Here is a 21,623-nt window from a genome sequence, read left to right as displayed (position 1 = left end):
CACCATCTTAAATTATGAAGTTCGTAAATTATTGTTTTAAACCCATTGTTTTCCAGTCAAATCCGATTAATTCATCGAATTTTAAGTTTTTAGCAAGAGTTCTGATTTCGTCCATGTCTTTTTGACTGAACTGTGCAATTGGTGCTTTTTCAGCAAGACCAATTGATTTTCTTAATTTTGCTGTATCGTCGTTTGCAGGTACTGCGTGACCAGCTTTTAAAACATATACTGCAGTCATTTTGTGGGGTTTTGCCATGTTTCCTTTTTGAGCAGCTAAGTTTCTGATTGTTTTAATGATTTCAGTTACTTTAACGTCTCTAGGGCATCTTTCGTAGCAAGTGTAACAGGTTGTACATTTCCAAATGTCGTCACTATCTAAAACACTGTCTATACCAAGTAATGCCTGTCTTATAACTTTTCTTGTCCTGTATGCTGTTCTTCTACCGCTTGGGCAGCTTCCTGTACATGTACCACACTGGTAGCATGATTTTAATGAAGCTACTTCTTTTTCTCCTGGAACGGGGGTTCCAGCTTCAATGATTTCGTTTACAAAACCTTTGTTCAACTCTTCAGCTTTCATCATCCTTAACACCTCGAGGATACTTTAGTTTATATATAATATATTTATTGGTAATCGATATCATATATTATACTCTTGTATAATACCAAAATATTTTTAATAGAAATTCAAATATTATTTAAGACGGTGGTATTTTGATTGAGAAAATGGTCAAAGAATCAGAAAAAGGAATTTTAATTGATATCGAAGTTACTACAAACGCTAAAAAAAATGAAATTGGAAAAATTAATGAATGGCGTAAAAGAATAGAAATAAGAATTAAAGAACAGCCAATTGAGGGAAAAGCAAACAAAGCAATAATAAAATTTTTAAAGGGCATTTTTAAAAGTGAAATACTGATAAATTCAGGAACAACCTCATCACAAAAAACAGTACTTATACCAGATAAAACAAAAGATGATGTTGTAAAAATTTTAAAAAAGGAAATTAAATCAATTTAATCTTACCAATTAAAGTGATAACATGGAAGACGACATTAATTACACTCTTGCAGCGTATAGAATCTGCACCCCTGAGGAAACTTTTGAAAAAATAGAGCCAATAATAAAAGAAATTGGTGTCACAAGAACTGCGAGAATCGATGGACTAGATCGAATTGGAATTCCTGTTTTTTCATCGATTCGACCATCAGCAAAAGACGGTGCAATCAGCGTGTATGCTGGAAAAGGTGCCACTGAAATTCAAGCAAAGGTTTCATCCACGATGGAAGCAATTGAAAGATATTCTGCAGAATTTGATGAAAATTCAAAACTTGAACTTATAAAAGAACCTGAAAACCCAATAAACTTGGATGATTTGATATTACCTGGTGGAAAACGTGCAGAATATTCAGATACTGATGGAATTGAATGGGTAAGCGGAACAGATATTATCAGTGGTAAAACCTTTGACGTTCCAATAAACAGTGCTGTTCACCCGTATGATGGAAAAAAACTATTTAGAAGCAACACTAATGGTCTTGCATCAGGAAATTCCGAAGAAGAAGCTATTTTTCACGGGATGCTCGAGGTAATCGAAAGAGATGCATGGAGCATTTCAGAACTTTCAAAAAACACTTACAGAAAAGTAAATGTTGAAAATGCGAAAAATCCGCTTATTTTTGAACTCCTTAAAAAATTCGAAAAAGCAAAAATAAATATTATCCTAAAAGATTTAACAAGCGAAGTTGGGATTCCAACGGTTGCTGCAATTTCCGATGATGATGTTTTAAAAGACCCTGCACTTTTATGTATGGGCGTTGGATGCCACCTGCACCCCGAAATTGCCGTTTTAAGGGCATTGACAGAAGTTGCACAAAGTAGGGCAACACAAATTCATGGAGCAAGAGAAGATACAAATCGTGGAGACGTTGTACGAAGAATAAGTTACGACAGGATGAAAAGAGTACATAAAAAGTGGTATACATTCAAAAATGAAATAAATATTGAAGATATGCCAGATAATGCAAAATTAAATCTTAAAAAAGACATTGAAACTGTAAAACATATATTAAAACAGAACGGTTTTGATAAAATCATAACTGTTAAATTAAATAAAACTGATATAGATGTTTCAAGAGTAATTATTCCTAAAATGGAAATGTACAGTGTTGATAGAGATAGAATTTCACTCTGGATTAAAGATCGGATTCGAAGAAACCTTGAAAGTAACTTAAATTTAATTTAACTTCTTTTTTATTAACTATTTTTAGTAATTTAACTAATTTTTGAAATTGGTGGGCAATTATGAGAAATTTCAAAAAACCGGATGTTTTAGTCAGTAAATGCCTCGAACATGGGCGATGCAGATACGACGGACAGATGATTTCAAGTGATTTTGTTAAAAATACTAAAAAATATTTTAACTACGTTCCAGTATGTCCTGAAGTTGAAATAGGGCTTTCAATTCCTAGAAATTCCTTAAAAATTGTTTTTGAAAATGAAAAATTTGAATTTATTCAAAATATTACAAATAATAATTACACCTCAAAAATTACACAATTTTCATCTGATTTTTTAGATTCAATTGAAAATATTGATGGTGCAGTATTAAAACACAAATCTCCATCATGCGGAATAAAAAACGTTAAAGTTTATACTGCAAAAGGAAACCCGACAAATCAAAAAACAGAAGGCTTTTTTGCGAAAGAAGTGTTATATCGATATTCCGATATTGCAATTGAAGAAGAATCGCGACTTAGAAATAAAAGAATAAAAGATCATTTTTTAACCAAATTATATACAATAAAAGATTTTAAAGAAGTTAAAGAGTCAGAATCTATTAAAAACCTGATTGAATTTCATACAAACAATAAATTCTTATTTATGGCATATAATCAAAAACAAAAAGACGTCTTAGGAAATATCGTTGGAAACCATAACAAAAATTTTGATAAAATTATAAAACTTTACGAAAAACATCTTCAATTACTTTTAAAACGTCCCTCAGCCATTGGGTCGAATATTAATGTTCTCATGCATATTTTTGGATATATATCAAATAAAATTTCGAAAGATGAAAAATCATTATTTATCGATTCACTTCAAAGATACCATGACGAACTGGATTGTCTCTGTGTCCCGATAATTCTTTTAAAATCGTGGGTTATTAGATTTAACGTTGATTATTTAAAAAAACAGACTTATTTCGAACCTTTTCCACAAGAACTTGCAGATAATTCTGAAATGTTTAAAAGAGACTACTGGAATGATTAAACCATTTTAAAATAGATTAGGTGGACTGAGCGGGATTTGAACCCGCGGCATCCGCATAGCCAATGCGGCACTCTCCCAGTCTGAGCTATCAGCCCAATCTAGCTTAGATTTGATTGTTTTTCTATATAAATATTTCCATTTAAAATATTCTTTTAAAAAGCTATAAAACTGCTTAATATCATAAATTTATACGTTATTTTGAAAAATAATTCAAAGGGAGTTTCATGGAAAATTTAAAGAATTATTTTGATGTTATTATTATTGGAGCGGGGCCTGCAGGACTTTTTGCAGCGTATGAATTATCAAAATATGGTAATTTAAAAACACTCGTAATTGATCGGGGAAAAGATGTTTTAGAAAGACAGTGTGCCGCAGAAAAACTTAAAAAATGTATAAAGTGCAACCCATGTCAGATTATGTATGGAGTAGGTGGTGCAGGGGGTTTGAGTGATGGAACACTAAATTTACGGCCAGACATTGGTGGAAATTTAGTTGAAATAACCAATGATGAAAATTACGCCTGGCAGCTCATTTTTGAAGTTGATAAAATTTTTTTAGAACATGCAGGTCCAAAAAAACTTTTTAAAGGATCCTTTGAAAAAATAAAAGGACTTCAAAGACGTTCTGCGCAAAATGGAGTTAGATTTATTCCAATTATTCAAAGACATATCGGATCAGACCACACAAAACAGCTGATTAATAATATCAAAATTACACTTCAGAATAGAGGTGTTGAGTTCTTATTAAATACTGAAGTTTTTAAATTTGAAAAAAATAAGGTATTTGCAAATATTTCTGGAAAAGAAGAAAAAATTAATGCCAAATATATAATTGTTGCACCGGGAAGGGGTAATGCCGAGTGGTTTTTAAAAATTTCAGAAAAAATAGGTTTAATATCCAATCACGGCCCGATTGATGTTGGAGTAAGGGTTGAAGTTCCCTCGATAATCATGGAATCAATTACTGAAATAAATCACGACCCCAAATTTCACATATATACTGATACCTACGATGATTTTGTCAGAACGTTTTGTACAAACCCATACGGCTTTGTTGTAGAAGAAAATTACGGCGACATTATTGGAGTAAACGGACACTCAATGGTCGATAAAAAAAGTGAAAATACCAATTTTTCATTTTTAACAAGAATCGAACTTACTGAGCCTGTTGAAAACACTACAAGTTACGGAAAAAGTATTGCAAAACTTACAACAACACTCGGGGGCGGAAAACCAATTTTACAGAGACTAGGTGATTTAAAACGCGGAAGAAGGAGTACATGGGATAGACTTAAAAAAAGCAGTTTTGATCCAACACTAAAACAGGTAACTCCTGGCGACATTGCAATGGCACTGCCACACAGGATTGTCACAAATATTATTGAAGGACTTGAAAAATTGGATAAAGTAATTCCAGGAGTTTCTAACGACCATACATTATTATATGCGCCAGAAATTAAGTATTATGCAATGAAAACAAAAGTAAATGACGATTTAGAAACAAGTGTTTCAAACATTTTTGCCGCAGGAGATGGAGCCGGACTTTCAAGAGATATCACAAATTCTTGTGCAACAGGCATACTTGCTGCTCGCGGAATTCTTAAAAAAGAAGGAATTACTGATATTTTTAAAGATGAAAATACAAATTGGCAGGAACAAATAGAAACCATGAAATAAAGGGGAATTTATGTTAAAAGTTTACAATACCCTCACAAGAAAAGAAGAAGAATTTAAAACTTTGAATAAAAATGAGGTCAAAATGTACGTTTGTGGCCCAACAGTCTATGATAACACCCATTTAGGGCACGGGAGGACTTACGTTTCATTTGATATTATCCGTAGATATCTCGAACATATAGGTTATACGGTAAATCTCGTTATAAATTTTACAGATATTGATGATAAGATCATTAAAAGAGCATACGAAAAAGGAAAAGATCCAAAAGAAATTTCAGAACAATTTATAAAGGTATTTTTAGACGATATGGCCACATTAAAAGTAAAACCTGCAGATATTTATCCAAAAGTTACAGAACATATTTCTGAAATTATTGCATTTATTGAAAGGTTAATTGAAAAGGGTTTTGCATACAAAACTGAAGACGGCGTTTATTTCGAAGTTAAAAAATTTAAAAACTATGGAAAATTGAGTAACATCAATTTAGAAGATTTGGTTTCAGGAGCAAGAGTTGAAACTTCTGAAAAAAAGAAAAACCAAAAAGACTTTGCACTCTGGAAAACTGCAAAACCAGGAGAACCTAAATGGGAAAGTCCTTTTGGGAAAGGTAGGCCCGGATGGCATATCGAATGCTCTGCAATGAGTTCAAAATATCTTGGAGAACAATTTGATATACACGGAGGAGGGCGGGATTTATCGTTTCCACACCATGAAAATGAGATTGCACAAAGTTCGGCATATTCTGGAAAAGATTGGGTTAATTACTGGATCCATACGGGTTTTGTAATGGTTAACGGAGAAAAAATGAGTAAATCTTTGGGCAATTTTATAACTATTGGGGACATCTCAAAAGAATACAGTCCAGAAATTTTAAGGTTTTTCTTTATTCAAAGACACTACCGAAGCCCGATTGATTATACGGCTGAATCAATGAATCACGTTAAAAACAATCTTGAAAAAATATACAACGTAATTGAAAATATAAGAATTTCACTTGAAAAATCGGAAAAATCGAGGATATGGGGTGAAAATGAATTTTTACTCTACGATATTTTAAAAAATTCAAAAAATAATTTTTATAATGCAATGAATTCAGATTTTAACACGGTTGAAGCATTAAAATCAGTATTTGAAGTTTCTAATGGTGTTAATAAATATTTAAGTTTAACAGAAACTCCTAGTGAAGGTTTACTGTTAAAAGCACTTGATTTTTACAAAATAATAGGGGAAATATTTGGATTGTTTGAAAACTACTTTAAAGAATCATCAGAATCAAATGAAGAAGAATTTGTCAAATTTTTAATTGAACTGCGGTCAGATTTAAGGCTTCAAAAAAATTACGAAATGTCTGATAAAATAAGGGATGGATTGAAAAATTTAGGATATCAAATTGAGGACAACCCAAAAGAAGGAACAGTATTTAAAAAAATAAATATTTAATTTTCGAGTGGTATTTTGGACGAAAATTCCTACAAAACACTTAAATCTTTTTCAAAAGTGGAACTTATCTTTAAAGGTTCACTATTCCTTGGTTATGGAAAACCCGTAAAAAGCGAGGTTGAAGCAAAAGAATTTATTGACAGAATTAAAGAAATTCACTCCGATGCAACACACAATGTTTCTGCATATCGGATAAATATTGAAAATAATTTTGCAATGAAATACGACGATGATGGTGAACTACAGGGAAGTTCAGGTAAGCCGATCTACAAGGTTATTGAATTAAAAAATCTTCAAAATACAGTAATTGTTGTTACAAGGTATTTTGGCGGAGTTAAATTAGGATACGGGGGCCTTGTAAAAGCATACAGCGATACTGCAACTGAAGTTATAAATTCAAGCGGAATTTTAGAAGTTTTTGAAAAGTCTTATCTAGTTTTAGAGTTTGATTATTCAGAAATACAAAAAATTAAAGATATATCAAAGATTTTTGGAAAAATCGTTGATGAAAACTATTCAGACGTTGTAAGATTTAAATTAGAAATTAAAAAAGGACTTGAAGATGAATTTACTAAAAAACTGGTTAATTTAACAAAAAATAAAATAAAAATCCATAATTTATAATTGATTCGACATAATTTTTTAGGGGATTTTATGAAAAAACTTATTATAATTTTCACAATTTTAATGTCGATAGTTCCGACATTTGCATTTGATTTAGAAAATAATACTGCATTTGAAAACTGCGTTAGCATTACAGCCCCTGCAGTTTCAGTAACTGATGAAGGATACGTTGGGGCAGCTGTTGATATCGATGTAAAGGTTTCAAATGGTGAAGGTCATGCATATATGGACACCCTACCGCTTACAGATATTGATATGCAAGGATCAGCTCGTATTGCCTCAAAAGTAGCTTTTGATATCTGCGGGATAGATCAAGACAGTCACGATGTTTATTATATTATAAGATCAGACGTTCCAACAGTTGGTGGCCCTTCTGCGGGTGCAGTTTTAACCGTTGCAACGATTGCCGCAATAAATAATTGGACATTGAATAAAAACGTCATGATGACTGGAATGATAGGCCCAGATGGAACAATTGGTCCTGTTGGCGGAATAATTGAGAAAATTAATGTAGGGGCCGAACAAAACGTTGATTATTTCCTAATACCTTACGGACAGCAGTATCAAATCGATGAAAACAATAATTCGGTTGATTGTATCGAATACGGCCAAAATCTTGGAATTAAAGTTGTTGAAGTAAGTAACATCTATGATGTGGTGTACTACTTTACAAATCACGATATCAGCACGGATTACGAAAAAAATCCAATTATAGATGGCAAATATAATGAAATTATGGAAAAATTATCCGAAGTTACACTTGAAAATGCCAAAAAAAGTCTTGAAGAAACTGAAAAATTAGATTTATCAGAACTAAATTCTTCAAAAAAGGAAGAATTTGAAGAAGAATTAAAAACTGCATCAAATTTAGTGTACCTTGGAAATGAACTGCATTCAAATGAGAAATATTATACTGCAACCTCCAGAAGTTTCAATTCTTTAATCATATTTGAAACATTGCAGTCAAAATACAATTACAAAGACAATGAATCCATTAAAAATTATCTTTTAGACGTAAATGAAAGTATTTCTGAAAAAAAGGACGAACTTTCAAATGTAACGCTAACAAAACACAACATTGAATACGTCTTTTCAGCAAAAAGCAGGGTATATGAAGCTTCGGAATTAATGGATGAAGCATTTTACCAGTACGATGAAGGAAATTTAAGTTCTGCGATTGAATATGCCGCTTATGCAAAATTAAGAGCTGAAACCGGAATTTGGTGGCTTGAATTATCGCCTGAAGAACAAAATCCTGAAAAGATTGATGAAAAAGATTTAAAATACCTTGCAAGGGAATATCTTGACAATTCAGAAATCGTTGTAGTCTACACTTCAACAGTTCTTTCAGAAGAACTAGCTGCCTACCCTATGTCCCAGATTGACGATTCAATTGATCTATACAATAAAAAAGAATACCTGCTTTCAATGTCAAAAAGTATCGATGCATATGTTTATTCTACAATGTTTTTAGAATATACTACGGATGTTGATTACCTATCAAATTTAGCCCAAAAAAAGATAAATAAGGCCGAAAACTGCATGTTAAACACGGAAAATAATTCAGAATATATCCCTGTTTCTGCACTCAGCTACTTTGAATACGCGGAAAACTTAGACGATAAATATTCAAAAATTCTCTACTTTAAGTATTCGATAGCTTATGCACAGATGAATATGGATGTTTTAAAAGAATTTGACAGTTCTGCTTTTAATTATAAGGAAGAATCTGTATTTTGCGAAATTTCAAAAAATTCGGATAACACGAATACCTTCGGGTTTGACTACAAAAATTGTTTTATAAATATCACGTATTTAATCACGGGACTCGTTTCAGGCTTTTTGATATGTATGTGGTATCGTAAAAATAATTAAATAGTTCTTTACCCTATTATTTTTAAATTCTTTTTAAAATCATATTATTCAAATATTTCTGCTCCATTGTAATGGTGATATTTATGGAATCTTATTTAAACAGCAACGAAATTATCAAAAACTCCCTAAAATCAATGAAACTGCCAGAAAAAGTACGTGTTTTTGATACTACGCTAAGGGATGGAGAACAAACTCCAGGAGTCTCCCTAATGCCTGAACAAAAAATGGATATTGCAAAAAATCTAAGTGAAATCGGTGTTGATGCAATAGAAGCAGGCTTTCCAGTTTCTTCAGAAGGAGAACAGGAATCTATTAAAAATATAACGTCTCTAGGGCTGGATGCAGAAATCTGCGGACTTGCAAGAGCCGTTAAAAAAGATATCGATATTGCAATTGACTGTGGAGTTGACAGTATCCACACGTTTATTGCTACTTCTCCACTGCACAGGGAATACAAACTAAAAATGAGTAAAGAAAAGATTATCGATATTGCAGTTGAATCTATCGAATATATCAAAGAACACGGTGTAATTGTAGAATTTTCCGCGGAAGATGCTACAAGAACGGAACTTGATTACTTAAAAGAAGTTTACAAAAAAGCAGTTGAAGCTGGAGCTGACAGGATAAATGTTCCAGATACCGTTGGAGTTATGGTTCCAAATTCGATGTCTTATTTAATAAAAGAATTAAAAAACGATATAAACGTTCCAATATCTGTACACTGCCACAACGACTTTGGAATTGCGGTATCAAACTCTGTTGCAGCAGTTGAAGCTGGAGCCGAACAGGTGCACTGTACTGTAAACGGCCTTGGTGAAAGAGCAGGAAATGCATCATTAGAAGAAACAGTGATGACATTAAACATGGTTTATGGAATTAACACTAATGTAAATACAAAAATGTTAACAAAACTCTCAAAACTGGTTTCACACTACACCGGAATTAAAACACAACCTAATAAAGCTATTGTTGGTGAAAATTCATTTGCACACGAAAGTGGAATTCACGCACACGGTGTTTTAGCAAATGCCTTAACATACGAACCAATTGATCCAGAAATAGTTGGAAACAGACGTAGAATTGTTCTTGGAAAACACAGTGGTGCTCATGCAATAAAATCAAAACTCTCAGAAATCGGTGTTGAAGTTGGTGAAATTGTTTCAGAAGAGCAGTTTCATGAAATAGTTGAAAGAGTAAAAGCAATTGGCGACAAAGGAAAAATCGTAACAGATGCAGATGTAATGGCAATTGCAGAAGATATTACGAAAAGAACACTCAAATCGGAAAGAATAGTTGATTTAGAACAGTTTGCAGTAATGACTGGAAATAATGTGCTTCCAACTGCAAGCGTTGCATTGAAAGTAAAAGATAAGATTTATAAAACATCTGAACTTGGAGTAGGACCTGTTGATGCTGCACTAAAAGCAATTCAGGCAGCAGTTGGTGAAAATATCCGATTAAACGAATACAACATCAGCGCAATTTCTGGAGGAACCGACGCCATTGCAGAAGTTACAGTTAGACTTGAAAATCAAGAAAAAGAAGTTATAGCAAAAGCTACTGGCGATGACGTTGTTAAAGCATCAGTAGAAGCAGTTATCGATGGAATAAACAAATTAATGGGTTAATTCCATTTTTTTACTTTTTTTAAATTAGTTAAAAAAATTAAGTTAAGTTTTAAAAATTAAATTAATGTAAAAAAAACAGCGGGATCGTAGAACATATCATTGCCAATCCGATAAATAATGCAACCAATTTCCTATTTTCCACAGTTCCCTCTCCATAATTCTAAATAAGATCTCTTTTCCAATTTATCATTACTAATATTTAAACTTTTCAGTAAATCTAAAAGTTCTAAAAGAGCCTGCTCCCTTTTTGAATCATCATCTACAACTTTTTCGATTTCAAGATAATCCCCAACACAATCCACGGTGTCAAATGAAACTTCAATATCCTCTTTTTTGTAAATTTTTCTTATTTTCCTGATCGGGTGAACTGGTTTAAATCCAAGTTTTTCAAAAATATTGTACATTAAATCCATGTCCAAAATTTCTACTTCAATTTCTTCTCTTGTTTTTGAAATTGAATCTAATTTTTTACCTTTGTATGTAACATATATTGTTCCTTTGTTTGAATCAAGATTTAAAGATTTTCTTATCCTCAATGCCTCGTCAGTTACCTGAAAATCCCGATCTATCCCGTTAAAATATGTATCAACCTGTTCTTTTGTTTCTTCTTTTTCAAAACCTAAACTTTTTAGTTTTTCGAGTATTTTTTTAGAATCTTCGTCTTTTAAACTAACCTTTATTTCAACTTCGATCATAAAAGCACCACTTTATCAGTTATTTCTTTTAAATTGTCTTTTAAATCATTAAATTCAAGATTTTCTATAACCAGCCAGACCCTTACTTTATTTCCTTCCTTTTCAAGTGTGGTCGATAAAATATTTCCATTTATCTCGGAAATTTTAGATGATATGCTTGCCAAAAGCCCTATTTTATCCTCTGCAACTACCTGAACCTTAATTGTAATTAAATTTATATTTTTTTTCTTTAAAACGTACCTTCCTTCGTTAGTTAAAAAAACTCCACCGGTTTTCCCTTTTTTAGTTTCGACAAACCCGAGATCCCTTAATACACGGATATATCTATCAATATTTTTGGGGTGGGTTTCAAGTTCAGCTGCAATCTCTCGAGTAGTGCTGTGTTTTTTAAGCAGTGTAAGTATTTTTTCAGTAAGCCCATCAATTTTCATCAATTTCACAACGTGTAAATCAAATAACTTAAATAAAATCACATGTCTATATACGAATATTCTTTTTCTTAATGTTATCTATTTTATTCATTCAAAAAAGGCGATTATAGTGCTTACACATGTTGATGAAAATGGCGTAAAAATGGTCGATGTTTCCAATAAAAAGGATGTCGAACGAATTTGTACAGCAGTTGGTTTTATAAAACTTAAAAAATCAACCATTGAAAAAATTACGAAAAAAGAACTTATAAAAGGCGATGTTTTAACCACTGCTCAGGTTGCAGGGGTTATGGCAGTTAAAAACACCTCAAATATCATTCCAATGTGCCACCCGCTTCCAATTGAATCTATAAAAGTTAACTTTGAGATTTTTGAAGACAGAATAAAAGCAGAAACAAGAGTAAAAGCAACTTACAAAACTGGAATCGAGATGGAGAGTTTAACAGGGGTTTCTGTTGCACTTTTAACGATTTGGGACATGGTAAAAGCAATTGAAAAAGATGAATTTGGACAGTACCCGGACACCCAAATTTATGGAATAGAAGTTACTGAAAAAATAAAAAAAGAATAAATTATTTGATTTTTTGTTTTAAATCACTTTATCAAGCAGTGAAATTATATTCATTACAGGAATATCTTTTTTTAACCCGTGTTCTTTAAGATATTTTGTTAAACTATCTCTTATGTGGTATTCACAAAACGGACATACGGTAATTAAATAATCTGCATCAGTTGCATAAATCATATTTGCTTTTCTTTTACCTATTGCGTCAGCTACTTCAGGTTTTCCAGACCTTACTCCGCCACCTGCTCCACAACACTGGTCCGGAATTTCCATTTCAAGGAATTTCAGCTTTGGAATGCTTTCCAATATTTTACGAGGTTCGAGGTATACTTTTTGACCGCGCCTAAGGTGGCATGGGTCGTGATATGTTACCGTAATATCCAGTGGTTTGTAATCAATTAAACCAACTTTAACTAAAACTTCCGTAATATCCATTACTTTGAATTCTTTTTCTTTGTAATCGTTCTTTAAAGTGCTTCCGCAACCAGCACACAATGTAACTACAGAATCAACATTTAGATCATTAAAAATTTCAAGATTTTGTTTTTTTAGACTTTCTGAAATATCAGTCTGACCTGTACGAATAAATGGCGATCCACAGCATACTTGATTTTTAGGAATAATTACGGAAACCCCGTGTGCATTTAAAACCCTTATTGCACTTTTTCCAATTTCTTGAAGTCTGAAATCAACAAGGCATCCTGTAAAAAATGCAACCCTCATTTTTTCATTTTCTACGATGTATTCATCTGAAACTTCTTCTAAAAATGAAGTTTTTTCTTTTGGAACTGACCTATTTTGTGACAGCACGTTTTTTCTAACTTCAAGGTGGCTGTCTAAATTGTATCCTTTTTTAAATGTTTTTTCCCGCAATTTTTCAACTGCATTGTGGACAATATCTATCTCTTTTGGACAGACTTCAACACAGCGTCCACAAGTTGTACAGTTGTAAATATTTTCGTCAAATGCTTCCTTTTCTCTATCAATTTCGTCTTTTGGGTCAAATGCAAATCTTGCAAGCTGTCTCATTAATGTGGGTCCGGGATAATTAGAATATTTTCTTGCAGGACACATTGCAATGCAGCTTAAACAATCAATACATCCCCTGATTTTTTTTACATCCTTTAAATCATCAGGATATAATTTTAACCCGTCCAATTCTTTTTCGGTAATTTTCTCATTCTTTTTTTGAATGTAATTTCTAAGTGTTCCAATTTTTTTATAATATGGTTCTCTGTCAACTACGAGGTCGGAAATTACGTCAAAACCTTCAAGAGGCTCGATAATCATATTATCTTCGACTTTGGTTTTACATGCAAGCTTTGATTTTTTATTTATCATCACTGCACAGCTTCCACACTGCCCGGCCTTACATGACGACCTGAATTGAATATTTTCGCCGTAAGTTTTATTGATATATTCAAGAGCATCTAAAACTGTGAGTCCTACCGGAACTTCAAATTTTTTAAATCCTTCTGTTTTTTTTACAGTAATTGTAAAAGTCTTCACAAGTATCACGCATAAATTTTAAAATAAAAATTAAATCAAAAATCAATAATCGTATTTAAAAATTATATGAAAATGATATATAAAGAAATTGTTCGTTTTAAATTCAATTTAAAAATCAGAAAAAAAGAAAATTTTATTTTTTTAATAAGTTATTCAACAACTACAGGTCCATTTGCAGTCCATTCAATCATGATTGGGCCTTCTGGCAACTCATCCAAAGTTTTAAAGTATTCTAAAGCAGCTTGTGTTCCTAATCTGTCACTTCCTGCAATATATACAATTGTATAACTTCTAATGATTGTTCCAGAGTTGTCTTGAATATCCATAACCTGAATAATTCCCCTGTTTTCACCAGGATAGTCGTTTGAAATTGGCATTTCAAACTGGTCGTTGTATTCTTTTGCAAAGCCATTTGCGTTTGGCCCACCAACAATTACTGCATTTCCAGAAATTGTGTAGCCGTTTGCATCGGTTACTCTTTCTCGTAATTGAACTGCATATTGTTCATCAATTCCGTTTCCAAAGAGCACGGTTGCACTTGAAACGAAGTTTTTAATAACTTTTGATTCGATTTCATCTGAAATGTCTGAATCGTAACTTCTTCCACTACCGCCGGATGATCTTGATGGTGCAACGTAGTTTCCAATTTCACCGTCATTCCACATGTCAGCGAGTGGTTTTGTATCATTTGTACCGTTTAGTGTGTATGGTGTATCGATTATACCGTCACCATTCGTATCAGATTCATCATAACCTACCCAATAGTTTCCAAGAATACTGGTGTATGATTTTCCATTGTAGCTGTAAGTTATTGTTTCACTTGAAACAAAGTAGTTGTCTGTTCCATTGTTTAATAATCCATCAATGTTATTTAAGTAGAATCTGTTTTCTTCTGAGCTGTTAATGTATATTGCATAATCACCTGAGGTGAATGTGTTTTCAAATATGGACGAAGTTGTTACATCATATAAATAAAGAGCGTAAGTATCTTCACCATTTGTTATAACCGTGTTACCTGAGATATTGCTGTTTTCAGCCCCATATTCAATGTAAATACCGTAAGCTTCGTATCCGGCTGTTGTCACTGCGTTGTCGGAAATTGTCGAATCTATGAGTGGATCGTCGTAGATGTAGATACCGTAAGCCCATGATCCTTCTGTTGTGACTGTGTTACTCGAAATTGTCGTATTTGTAACAGAGTAGTACGTGTAAATACCGTAAGAATCATTTCCAAATGTATTCACAGTATTTCCTGTAATTATGCTGTCATACATGTCGTACTCGATACTTATACCATAAGCATCTTCACCGTACGTTGTGACCGTATTTTGCGCCAACGTTACATTGTAGTAATCATCATCATACAATTCTATACCATAGGCATAATCACCGTACGTTGTAATGGTGTTGTCGGAAATTTTACTGTCATATATATCGTAGTAAGTGTAAATACCGTAAGAATCATTTCCAAATGTATTCACAGTATTTCCTGTAATTATGCTGTCATACATGTCGTACTCGATACTTATACCATAAGCATCTTCACCGTACGTTGTAATGGTGTTGTCGGAAATTGTTACATTGATTATATCGCCATAATCATCGAATTCTATACCATGTGAGTAATTTCCATAAGTTATAACCGAGTTACTTGATATAATGCTGGTTTCTGCACCATAGTAAAGGTAAATACCGTAAGCTTCATCTTCACTGTCACTCTCTGAAATAATAGTGACTTGGTTATCAGAAATTGTGGTATTTGTAACATAGTAGTATAAATAAACACCAAAAGCTTCGTCGGATGCGTTTGCTGTAATGGTATTTCCAGAGATGCTTGAGTTTATCGTGTATTCATCAGCATATATGGCGTAAATATAATTAGAATCACCAGTAGCGATAAGGTCGATTACGTTATCTTCGATTGTTGAATCTATTATACTCTCATCGTATGCTTCGATACCATCAGTTTCGTAGCATGATTCTGCTGTGATAATATTTCTTGAAATTACGCTGTTGTTGATATAATCATCTGCGCAAATAGCGTAAGTATAGGCGTAAAGATTTTCGTAGAAATACTCACCATTAGCGATAAGGTCGATTACGTTATCTTCGATTGTTGAGTCTACGATATCATTATCAGATGTGCAAATACCGTAAGCTTCGTACGATGCGTTTGCTGTGAGTGTATTTCTTAAAATTTCGGTGTTGTTGATATTATAATATGCGTAGATACCAAATGCTTCACCGTAGTTATAATAATCATAGACATAAACGTCGATTACGTTATCTTCGATTGTTGAGTCTACGATGTCACCGGAGTATGCGTCAATACCACAAGCCCAGTCGTTTGAGTATGCCGTAATATTATTTCCTGAAATTACGTTGTTGGTAATATTATAATCTGCATAGATACCGTCAGCGTATACCTCATCATTGCCCCTTGCAGTAACATTGATTACGTTATTTTCAATTTCTGAGTACATAACATAGTATGCGTCAATACCGCAGGCCCACCAGTATGCCTCTGCTGTAATGTTATTTCCTGAAATTGTGGTATTGAGAATATCTTCGTCGTAGGCACTAATACCTAAAGCTTCAGTATATCCATCATCGCCAGCAACTAAATCGATTACGTTATTTTCAATCGTTGAGTCCACAATATATTCATCAGCGCAAATAGCGTAAGCATTACGGTCTGTATTTACTGTAATGGTATTTCCTGAAATTACGCTGTTTGTAATATTTGATACTGTGTAGATACCACAAACATTGTTGTTATTTGTAACATTAATTGTATTTCCAAAAATAGTGCCGTTTTCAAGATTTCCGTCAACATAAATACCGTAGTATTCACCATTTGCAACGGTAATGTCATTTCCTGAAATCGTAGCTCCGTAAGAATCTTCTAACTTGATTGAATAGCCTTCAGTAATAATTTCTGAGTTTTCAATTGTTGAATCATTAACATTTTCAAAAATAATTGTATCTTTAGACCAGTTAGCATTCATGTTTTTAACTACAATATTGCTTGAATTGTAAGCGTAAACCAGAATACTTGAGTTTGTTGTGTTGGTTGTAAAAGACATTTCGTTACAATCGAGTGTAACATTTTCAGTATTGTTAATTAAAAATACAATACTATTGCTATCCAATGAATTGTTTGCAAAACCTGTTGTTACCGTATATTCACCCGGTTTATCAATAACTATAAACGCGTGAGCTGTCCATCCGCCCATATCAACATCAGTCTGATTTGAATAATCGGATATCTCTGCCGCATTAACATTTCCTACTGCAAAAAGCAGTAAACATAGTAATAGACATTTTTTTTATCAAGTGTTCACCCCGAACATTTTCGATTAGTGTTAAAATGTATTGAATACTCGAGAGTTATGATTTTTCTAATTTATATTTTTAACGACGATTTTTAGAAATAATTGGTAAAAAAGGTGATTTAAAAAAGTTGTATGGTATACAGCTTTAAAATTGAAAAAATAATAAAAAAAGAAAATTTAAAAGAGTCCTGTAAGCCCTAAAACGAATAAAAGATAGATTAATATCAAAATTAAACCATCTGCTTTTGTAATTTTTGACAGATACTCTTTTGTAGAGTTTAATTTCAATAGTGTTTTTAGTTTTTCCTTACTCATCATTGCTACCAGCAAAAGTACCATCAAAATATTAACTGAAAGCTCAAATTTAACTGCCGGAATTTCATGGATAATTGATGCAATTGCAAGAGCCCCAAACATGTTTGCAATATTACTTCCAATCACATTTCCAATAACAATTCCACCAAGTTTCTGCCTTGCTGCAGCAAATGAAACCGAAAGTTCAGGAAGTGACGTTCCAAATGCAACGATTGTAAATCCAATAATTTTTTCAGAAACTCCAAAAGCACTTGCAAGACCTTTTGCACCGTCGACAAAGAAACTACTTCCCAATATTACGAGTAATAGGCCTATTAAAAGGTAAATTATTGCTTTTTTAAACGTTATACTTTTTTCATGCTCTTCGTCGTCCATTTCACCGGATTTTATAGTATATATTATATAAACTAAAAGTAAAAACAGTAAAAATATACCGTCAAAGAATGAAAACCCGTTATATCCGATTGCAGTAAAAATTATCGTGTAAATTATGTATAAATAACCGTTTTTAAGAACAGACCTATTTTTAATAAATACTGTGGAAATTATCAAGCTTAGACCAAGTACTAGCCCGATATTTGCAATACAACTTCCAAGGGCATTTCCAACTGCCAGTTCAACGGAACCTGTGGATGCAGCGTATGCACTTGTTACAATTTCAGGAAGTGACGTTCCAAATGCAACAATTGTAGCCCCAATTACAAAACTCGAAATGTTAAACTGTTTTGCAACGCGTGAAGCACCTAAAACAAACCAATCACTACCATAGGATAGCATGAATAAACCTGCTGCTAAAAAAAGAACCGATTCAATAAGCATATTTCTCACCATAAAAAAGAAAAAGCGTGTTTTATTAAGTTTATCAATAATAAACCTGGTAAGATTTAAAGCTTTCTTCTGTATTTAAATTTTCAGAAAGGCCCATTCCAAGACCATATCCAAAACTGTATAAGCAGTCATTAAATGTCATTCCAAATAAACTAACAGTTGAAGTTTCACCATATTCATAAATGTCAGGATTCGTAATATTTCCTAATTTTACGGCCATATCAACTGCATCATCTTCAGTTCCAGTCATATCAACAAGCCCTACTTTTTGAGCTTGTGTACCGCTGTAAATTTTACCATCCGCAACTTCTAAAGTTTCATTTATCGTCATGTTCCTGTTTTCAGCAACCCATGACACAAATTCGTAGTAACTTTCATTGACCATTGATTCAAGCATTGCATACTCTTCTTCAGTCATTGACCTTGTTGGTGTTCCGATATCTTTATATTTTCCACCAGTTATGCTGGTTGTATTAATTCCAAGTTTTTCCATTAAACCGTAGTAGTGTATTAATTCCATCCTAACACCGATACTTCCAACAACTGCCTGTCTTTCTGCAACGATATAATTAGTTGATGAAGCAGCTTGGTATGCTGCAGATGCACCCATATTTTCGATGTATGCAACAACCGGCTTTTTTTCGGAAACTTCTTTTATTTTTCGGGAAAGTTTTTCACTTGCAACAGCCCCTCCGCCCGGTGAATTTATTTTTATAATTACTGCTTTGATATTATCATTATTCTCTGCGTCATCTAACCATTCCACGTAATCATTTACCCCTGGTTGAATTGAGCTAAAAAGTCCAGAATCTGAACTTTCAAGTGTTATTGTTCCATCTATATTAATAAGTGCAATATTTTTAGACGATATTCCGTCAGAAGATACAAAAACCAAGAGTCCGACCATTAAAATTGCAATTATCAAAAATACTGCGATTGAATAGTAATATATCTTTTTCAAACGTACCCCTCCAAAAAAATAATAAATTAAATTACAATATCCTGTAACTTCCAGGATTTGGCTCGTAAATTTCCCCATCTTCTTTTAATTCTGACAAAACGTTGTCAAGTTCAACATCTTCAAGCCCAGAATTATCAATTAAATCTTCATATGTAATCCCATCATTTTCCCGTATAATATCCAAAATTTTATCTTTAACATCTAAATCGCCGTAAAGATCCTCTAAAGCTTCACTTTCAATTGAAAGTTCACCAGACATTTCTTCACGGTTGTAGGTGATTGTTTCTTCGTCTTTTATATAATTCCTAGTTTTTTCAATTTCTAAATTTCTAAGTTCGATCCATTTATCTTTATTTTCATTTTTTTTGCTGTAAACTTCGAGTGCAACGTATCTTTCACCGTTGTATTCTCCGATTCTTCCAACAACGTCTAATAAATCGTTTTCTTCGACGTCTAATGATTTATTTTCAAAATCTTTTACGGAAATTCCATCAAGTTCGAATGAAACAATGTTTGATTTGTCGACATTACTGACATTTCCAAGTAACCTGACCCTGTGGATTCTTTTTCCATCTAAAATAAGCGATTTTTCAAAAATTTCGTTTTCTGCAAATTCCTGCGGGTGTATTTTGTATGCTACGTATCTCATCACGATTCTCACCAAATGTAATAATGTAAGTATAAATTTATGATTTAAAAAAATATAAGTTTAACTAAAAAATAATTAATTTAAAAAATTTAAAGATTATTCATTTTTCTTTTCTATTGCTTCTTCATCTTCGTTAATTATGATGCCATCCCTTGTTCTTGGCGCAATGTCTTTAATCAATTTCATTATATCTTCATCTTCTTCAGAAACAAATTCAAGCTTTATTCCGCCGTGAACATCCTTATCAAAGTTTAAAATTCCTGAATACGCTGCCTGTTTGTTTATATGAAATTTCGTTGCATTTCCAACAATATTTCTTTCAAGAACGTTTCTTGCAGCATCCAAAATTGCCTGACTTCTAAGAAGTTCCTTAAATCTTGAAATATCTTTTGAAACCCCAGTATAGATATTTTCAGAAATTTCCATTTCTGCGTCAGCAAATATGTTTGTTACTGCTTTTAAAACCTTATTTTCATCTTCGGTTGGTTTTACCTTTGTTTTTATCTTGATTATCATTGTATCATCTCAATTAAAGAAGAACGTTTTTCATAATTTCTAATGCTCGTTTTATGTCTTCATATTTTGTAGCGTATGAGAATCTTACGCTGTTTTCGCCATTTTTACCAAAGGCTGAACCTGGAACGCATAAAATTCCGTTTTGAATGAGTTTTTTTGCTACATCCATTCCGTTACCATATTCGCTAACGTCAGGGAATATATAAAATGCCCCTTCTGGCTTTTGAACGCTAAATATCTCTTTCATTCCTGAATAAATTAAATCTCTTCTTCTTTCAAATTCTGCCACCATTTCTGAAACGCAAACTTGGTCCCCATTAAGTGCTTCAACTGCACCAAACTGTGCGAATGATGTTGCACATGCAAAACCGTACTGGTGGATTTTCATCATGTTTTCGAGTATCTGGTATTTTTTATCAAAATTTTCATTTACTGCCAAGTATCCGACTCTCCAGCCAGTCATTGAGTAAGCTTTTGAAAAACCATTAATTAATATACAGTTTTCAGTAAATTCCATTGCAGAATAGTGTTTTTTTCCATAAATTATCTTTTCGTATATTTCATCAGAAATTACGCAGATATTTTTTTCTTCTGCAATTTCACAGATTCCTTTAATCTCTTCTTTCGTCATCACACTTCCGGTCGGGTTTGACGGCGAATTTAAAACAATGCATTTTGTTTTTTCAGAAATACTGTTTTTTACAGATTCCAAATCAATCCTAAATTTATCGTCCAGATCAATTGGAACCATTTTCCCTTCACAAAGTTCAGTCAGCCCTTTGTAGGACACAAAACCGGGATCAGGAATTAAAACTTCTTCACCGCGGTTTACAAGAGTAAATAATGAAAGCATGAGTGCTTCAGAAGCTCCGCATGTTGTAACAATGTTTTTTTGGGAAACATCTAAGTTATTATCTTTTTTCAACTTTTCAGAAATTGCAGAAGTTAATTCTGGGATTCCTGCATTTGGAACGTAGTGCGTTTTTCCAGCATCAAGAGCTAATTTAGCAGCTTCTACGATATGCTTTGGAGTATCAAAATCAGGCTCTCCAATCCCTAAATTTATCGAGTTTTCTGTTGCCATGTTAAATATCTTACGAATTTCAGACTGTTCAGTTCTCAAACACCTTTCTGCAATCACAAAATCACCTTAGATAATTATATATAATCAAGAATTATAATGATTAATCATTATTATTGTTATTATTTCTGTTGTCGATATTATATATGTAATCTATCCTGTTTACTCGTTTAAATTATTGTTGAATACAGATTAAGTGGTAATTGTATTAATAAATCTGC

Annotated in this window: 19 protein-coding genes and 1 tRNA gene; 9 read left to right on the top strand and 11 right to left on the bottom strand. The window is 32.8% G+C overall.

Annotated elements, in window-relative coordinates:
• Window positions 1-28: 28 nt before the first annotated feature.
• Window positions 29-583: a CoB--CoM heterodisulfide reductase subunit C gene (gene hdrC, locus MMJJ_RS08915; RefSeq protein ID WP_013999495.1), complete on the bottom strand. Its 555-nt coding sequence runs from the start codon at window positions 581-583 to the stop codon at window positions 29-31.
• A 131-nt stretch (window positions 584-714) separates the two neighbouring features.
• Between hdrC and MMJJ_RS08910 the strand changes: the two genes are divergently transcribed.
• From MMJJ_RS08910 to MMJJ_RS08900, 3 genes are read left to right on the top strand one after another with little or no spacing between them, the layout of a single operon-like run.
• Window positions 715-1,020, top strand: coding sequence for a DUF167 domain-containing protein (locus tag MMJJ_RS08910; RefSeq protein WP_104838516.1), 306 nt, complete (start codon window positions 715-717; stop codon window positions 1,018-1,020).
• 22 nt (window positions 1,021-1,042) lie between these two features.
• Complete coding sequence (locus MMJJ_RS08905; protein ID WP_104838515.1) at window positions 1,043-2,245, top strand: YcaO-related McrA-glycine thioamidation protein; 1,203 nt, start codon at window positions 1,043-1,045, stop codon at window positions 2,243-2,245.
• 59 nt (window positions 2,246-2,304) lie between these two features.
• On the top strand, window positions 2,305-3,273 hold the full coding sequence (locus MMJJ_RS08900; RefSeq protein ID WP_104838514.1) for a YbgA family protein: 969 nt from the start codon (window positions 2,305-2,307) through the stop codon (window positions 3,271-3,273).
• Between the two features lie 21 nt (window positions 3,274-3,294).
• On the opposite strand, the gene MMJJ_RS08895 is transcribed toward MMJJ_RS08900, so the two are convergent.
• Window positions 3,295-3,368: transfer RNA gene (locus MMJJ_RS08895), tRNA-Ala, on the bottom strand.
• A 129-nt stretch (window positions 3,369-3,497) separates the two neighbouring features.
• Here MMJJ_RS08895 and MMJJ_RS08890 point away from each other — a divergent pair.
• From MMJJ_RS08890 to MMJJ_RS08870, 5 genes are all read left to right on the top strand, one after another.
• Complete coding sequence (locus MMJJ_RS08890) at window positions 3,498-4,949, top strand: NAD(P)/FAD-dependent oxidoreductase (RefSeq protein ID WP_104838513.1); 1,452 nt, start codon at window positions 3,498-3,500, stop codon at window positions 4,947-4,949.
• Window positions 4,950-4,959: 10 nt separating this feature from the next.
• The gene (gene cysS, locus MMJJ_RS08885) at window positions 4,960-6,390 is read left to right on the top strand and encodes a cysteine--tRNA ligase (protein WP_104838512.1); all 1,431 of its coding nucleotides are present in this window, start codon (window positions 4,960-4,962) and stop codon (window positions 6,388-6,390) included.
• Between the two features lie 15 nt (window positions 6,391-6,405).
• On the top strand, window positions 6,406-7,014 hold the full coding sequence (locus MMJJ_RS08880) for an IMPACT family protein (protein WP_104838511.1): 609 nt from the start codon (window positions 6,406-6,408) through the stop codon (window positions 7,012-7,014).
• Between the two features lie 30 nt (window positions 7,015-7,044).
• On the top strand, window positions 7,045-8,889 hold the full coding sequence (locus tag MMJJ_RS08875; protein WP_104838510.1) for a S16 family serine protease: 1,845 nt from the start codon (window positions 7,045-7,047) through the stop codon (window positions 8,887-8,889).
• A gap of 83 nt (window positions 8,890-8,972) precedes the next feature.
• The gene (locus MMJJ_RS08870; protein WP_104838509.1) at window positions 8,973-10,517 is read left to right on the top strand and encodes a 2-isopropylmalate synthase; all 1,545 of its coding nucleotides are present in this window, start codon (window positions 8,973-8,975) and stop codon (window positions 10,515-10,517) included.
• Window positions 10,518-10,648: 131 nt separating this feature from the next.
• Here the strand turns inward: MMJJ_RS08870 and cyaB are convergent, their stop codons facing one another.
• Both cyaB and MMJJ_RS08860 read right to left on the bottom strand, forming a co-directional pair.
• Complete coding sequence (gene cyaB / locus MMJJ_RS08865) at window positions 10,649-11,212, bottom strand: class IV adenylate cyclase (protein ID WP_104838508.1); 564 nt, start codon at window positions 11,210-11,212, stop codon at window positions 10,649-10,651.
• The gene (locus tag MMJJ_RS08860; RefSeq protein WP_104838507.1) at window positions 11,209-11,643 is read right to left on the bottom strand and encodes an Rrf2 family transcriptional regulator; all 435 of its coding nucleotides are present in this window, start codon (window positions 11,641-11,643) and stop codon (window positions 11,209-11,211) included. The genes cyaB and MMJJ_RS08860 overlap by 4 nt, the downstream gene beginning before the upstream one ends.
• A gap of 109 nt (window positions 11,644-11,752) precedes the next feature.
• Here MMJJ_RS08860 and moaC point away from each other — a divergent pair, with 109 nt between their 5' ends.
• Entirely contained in the window at window positions 11,753-12,214 is a 462-nt protein-coding gene (moaC, locus tag MMJJ_RS08855) for a cyclic pyranopterin monophosphate synthase MoaC (protein ID WP_104838506.1), read from the top strand.
• An 18-nt stretch (window positions 12,215-12,232) separates the two neighbouring features.
• Here moaC and tfrB read toward each other — a convergent pair whose 3' ends face one another.
• From tfrB to MMJJ_RS08820, 7 genes are all read right to left on the bottom strand, one after another.
• Window positions 12,233-13,717 carry a fumarate reductase (CoM/CoB) subunit TfrB gene (tfrB, locus tag MMJJ_RS08850; protein WP_104838505.1) on the bottom strand — a complete coding sequence of 495 codons (1,485 nt, stop codon included), beginning with the start codon at window positions 13,715-13,717 and terminating at the stop codon, window positions 12,233-12,235.
• A gap of 149 nt (window positions 13,718-13,866) precedes the next feature.
• Window positions 13,867-16,953, bottom strand: a complete 3,087-nt coding sequence (locus MMJJ_RS08845) for a NosD domain-containing protein (protein ID WP_104838504.1) — start codon at window positions 16,951-16,953, stop codon at window positions 13,867-13,869.
• Between the two features lie 276 nt (window positions 16,954-17,229).
• Complete coding sequence (locus tag MMJJ_RS08840) at window positions 17,230-18,186, bottom strand: calcium/sodium antiporter (protein ID WP_104838503.1); 957 nt, start codon at window positions 18,184-18,186, stop codon at window positions 17,230-17,232.
• A gap of 43 nt (window positions 18,187-18,229) precedes the next feature.
• Entirely contained in the window at window positions 18,230-19,156 is a 927-nt protein-coding gene (sppA, locus tag MMJJ_RS08835; RefSeq protein WP_104838502.1) for a signal peptide peptidase SppA, read from the bottom strand.
• Window positions 19,157-19,187: 31 nt separating this feature from the next.
• The gene (locus MMJJ_RS08830; protein ID WP_048064092.1) at window positions 19,188-19,805 is read right to left on the bottom strand and encodes a hypothetical protein; all 618 of its coding nucleotides are present in this window, start codon (window positions 19,803-19,805) and stop codon (window positions 19,188-19,190) included.
• Between the two features lie 96 nt (window positions 19,806-19,901).
• Window positions 19,902-20,321, bottom strand: coding sequence for an RNA-binding domain-containing protein (locus MMJJ_RS08825; protein WP_104838501.1), 420 nt, complete (start codon window positions 20,319-20,321; stop codon window positions 19,902-19,904).
• A gap of 13 nt (window positions 20,322-20,334) precedes the next feature.
• The gene (locus MMJJ_RS08820; RefSeq protein WP_104838500.1) at window positions 20,335-21,462 is read right to left on the bottom strand and encodes a pyridoxal phosphate-dependent aminotransferase; all 1,128 of its coding nucleotides are present in this window, start codon (window positions 21,460-21,462) and stop codon (window positions 20,335-20,337) included.
• Window positions 21,463-21,623: the final 161 nt, after the last annotated feature.

It is taken from the genome of Methanococcus maripaludis, from assembly GCF_002945325.1.
In the GTDB taxonomy this organism is placed as follows: Archaea; AGJL01; Methanococci; order Methanococcales; family Methanococcaceae; genus Methanococcus; species Methanococcus maripaludis.
The sequence above is the reverse complement of the archived record's forward strand: the minus strand, read 5'-3'. Positions and strand labels throughout refer to the sequence as shown.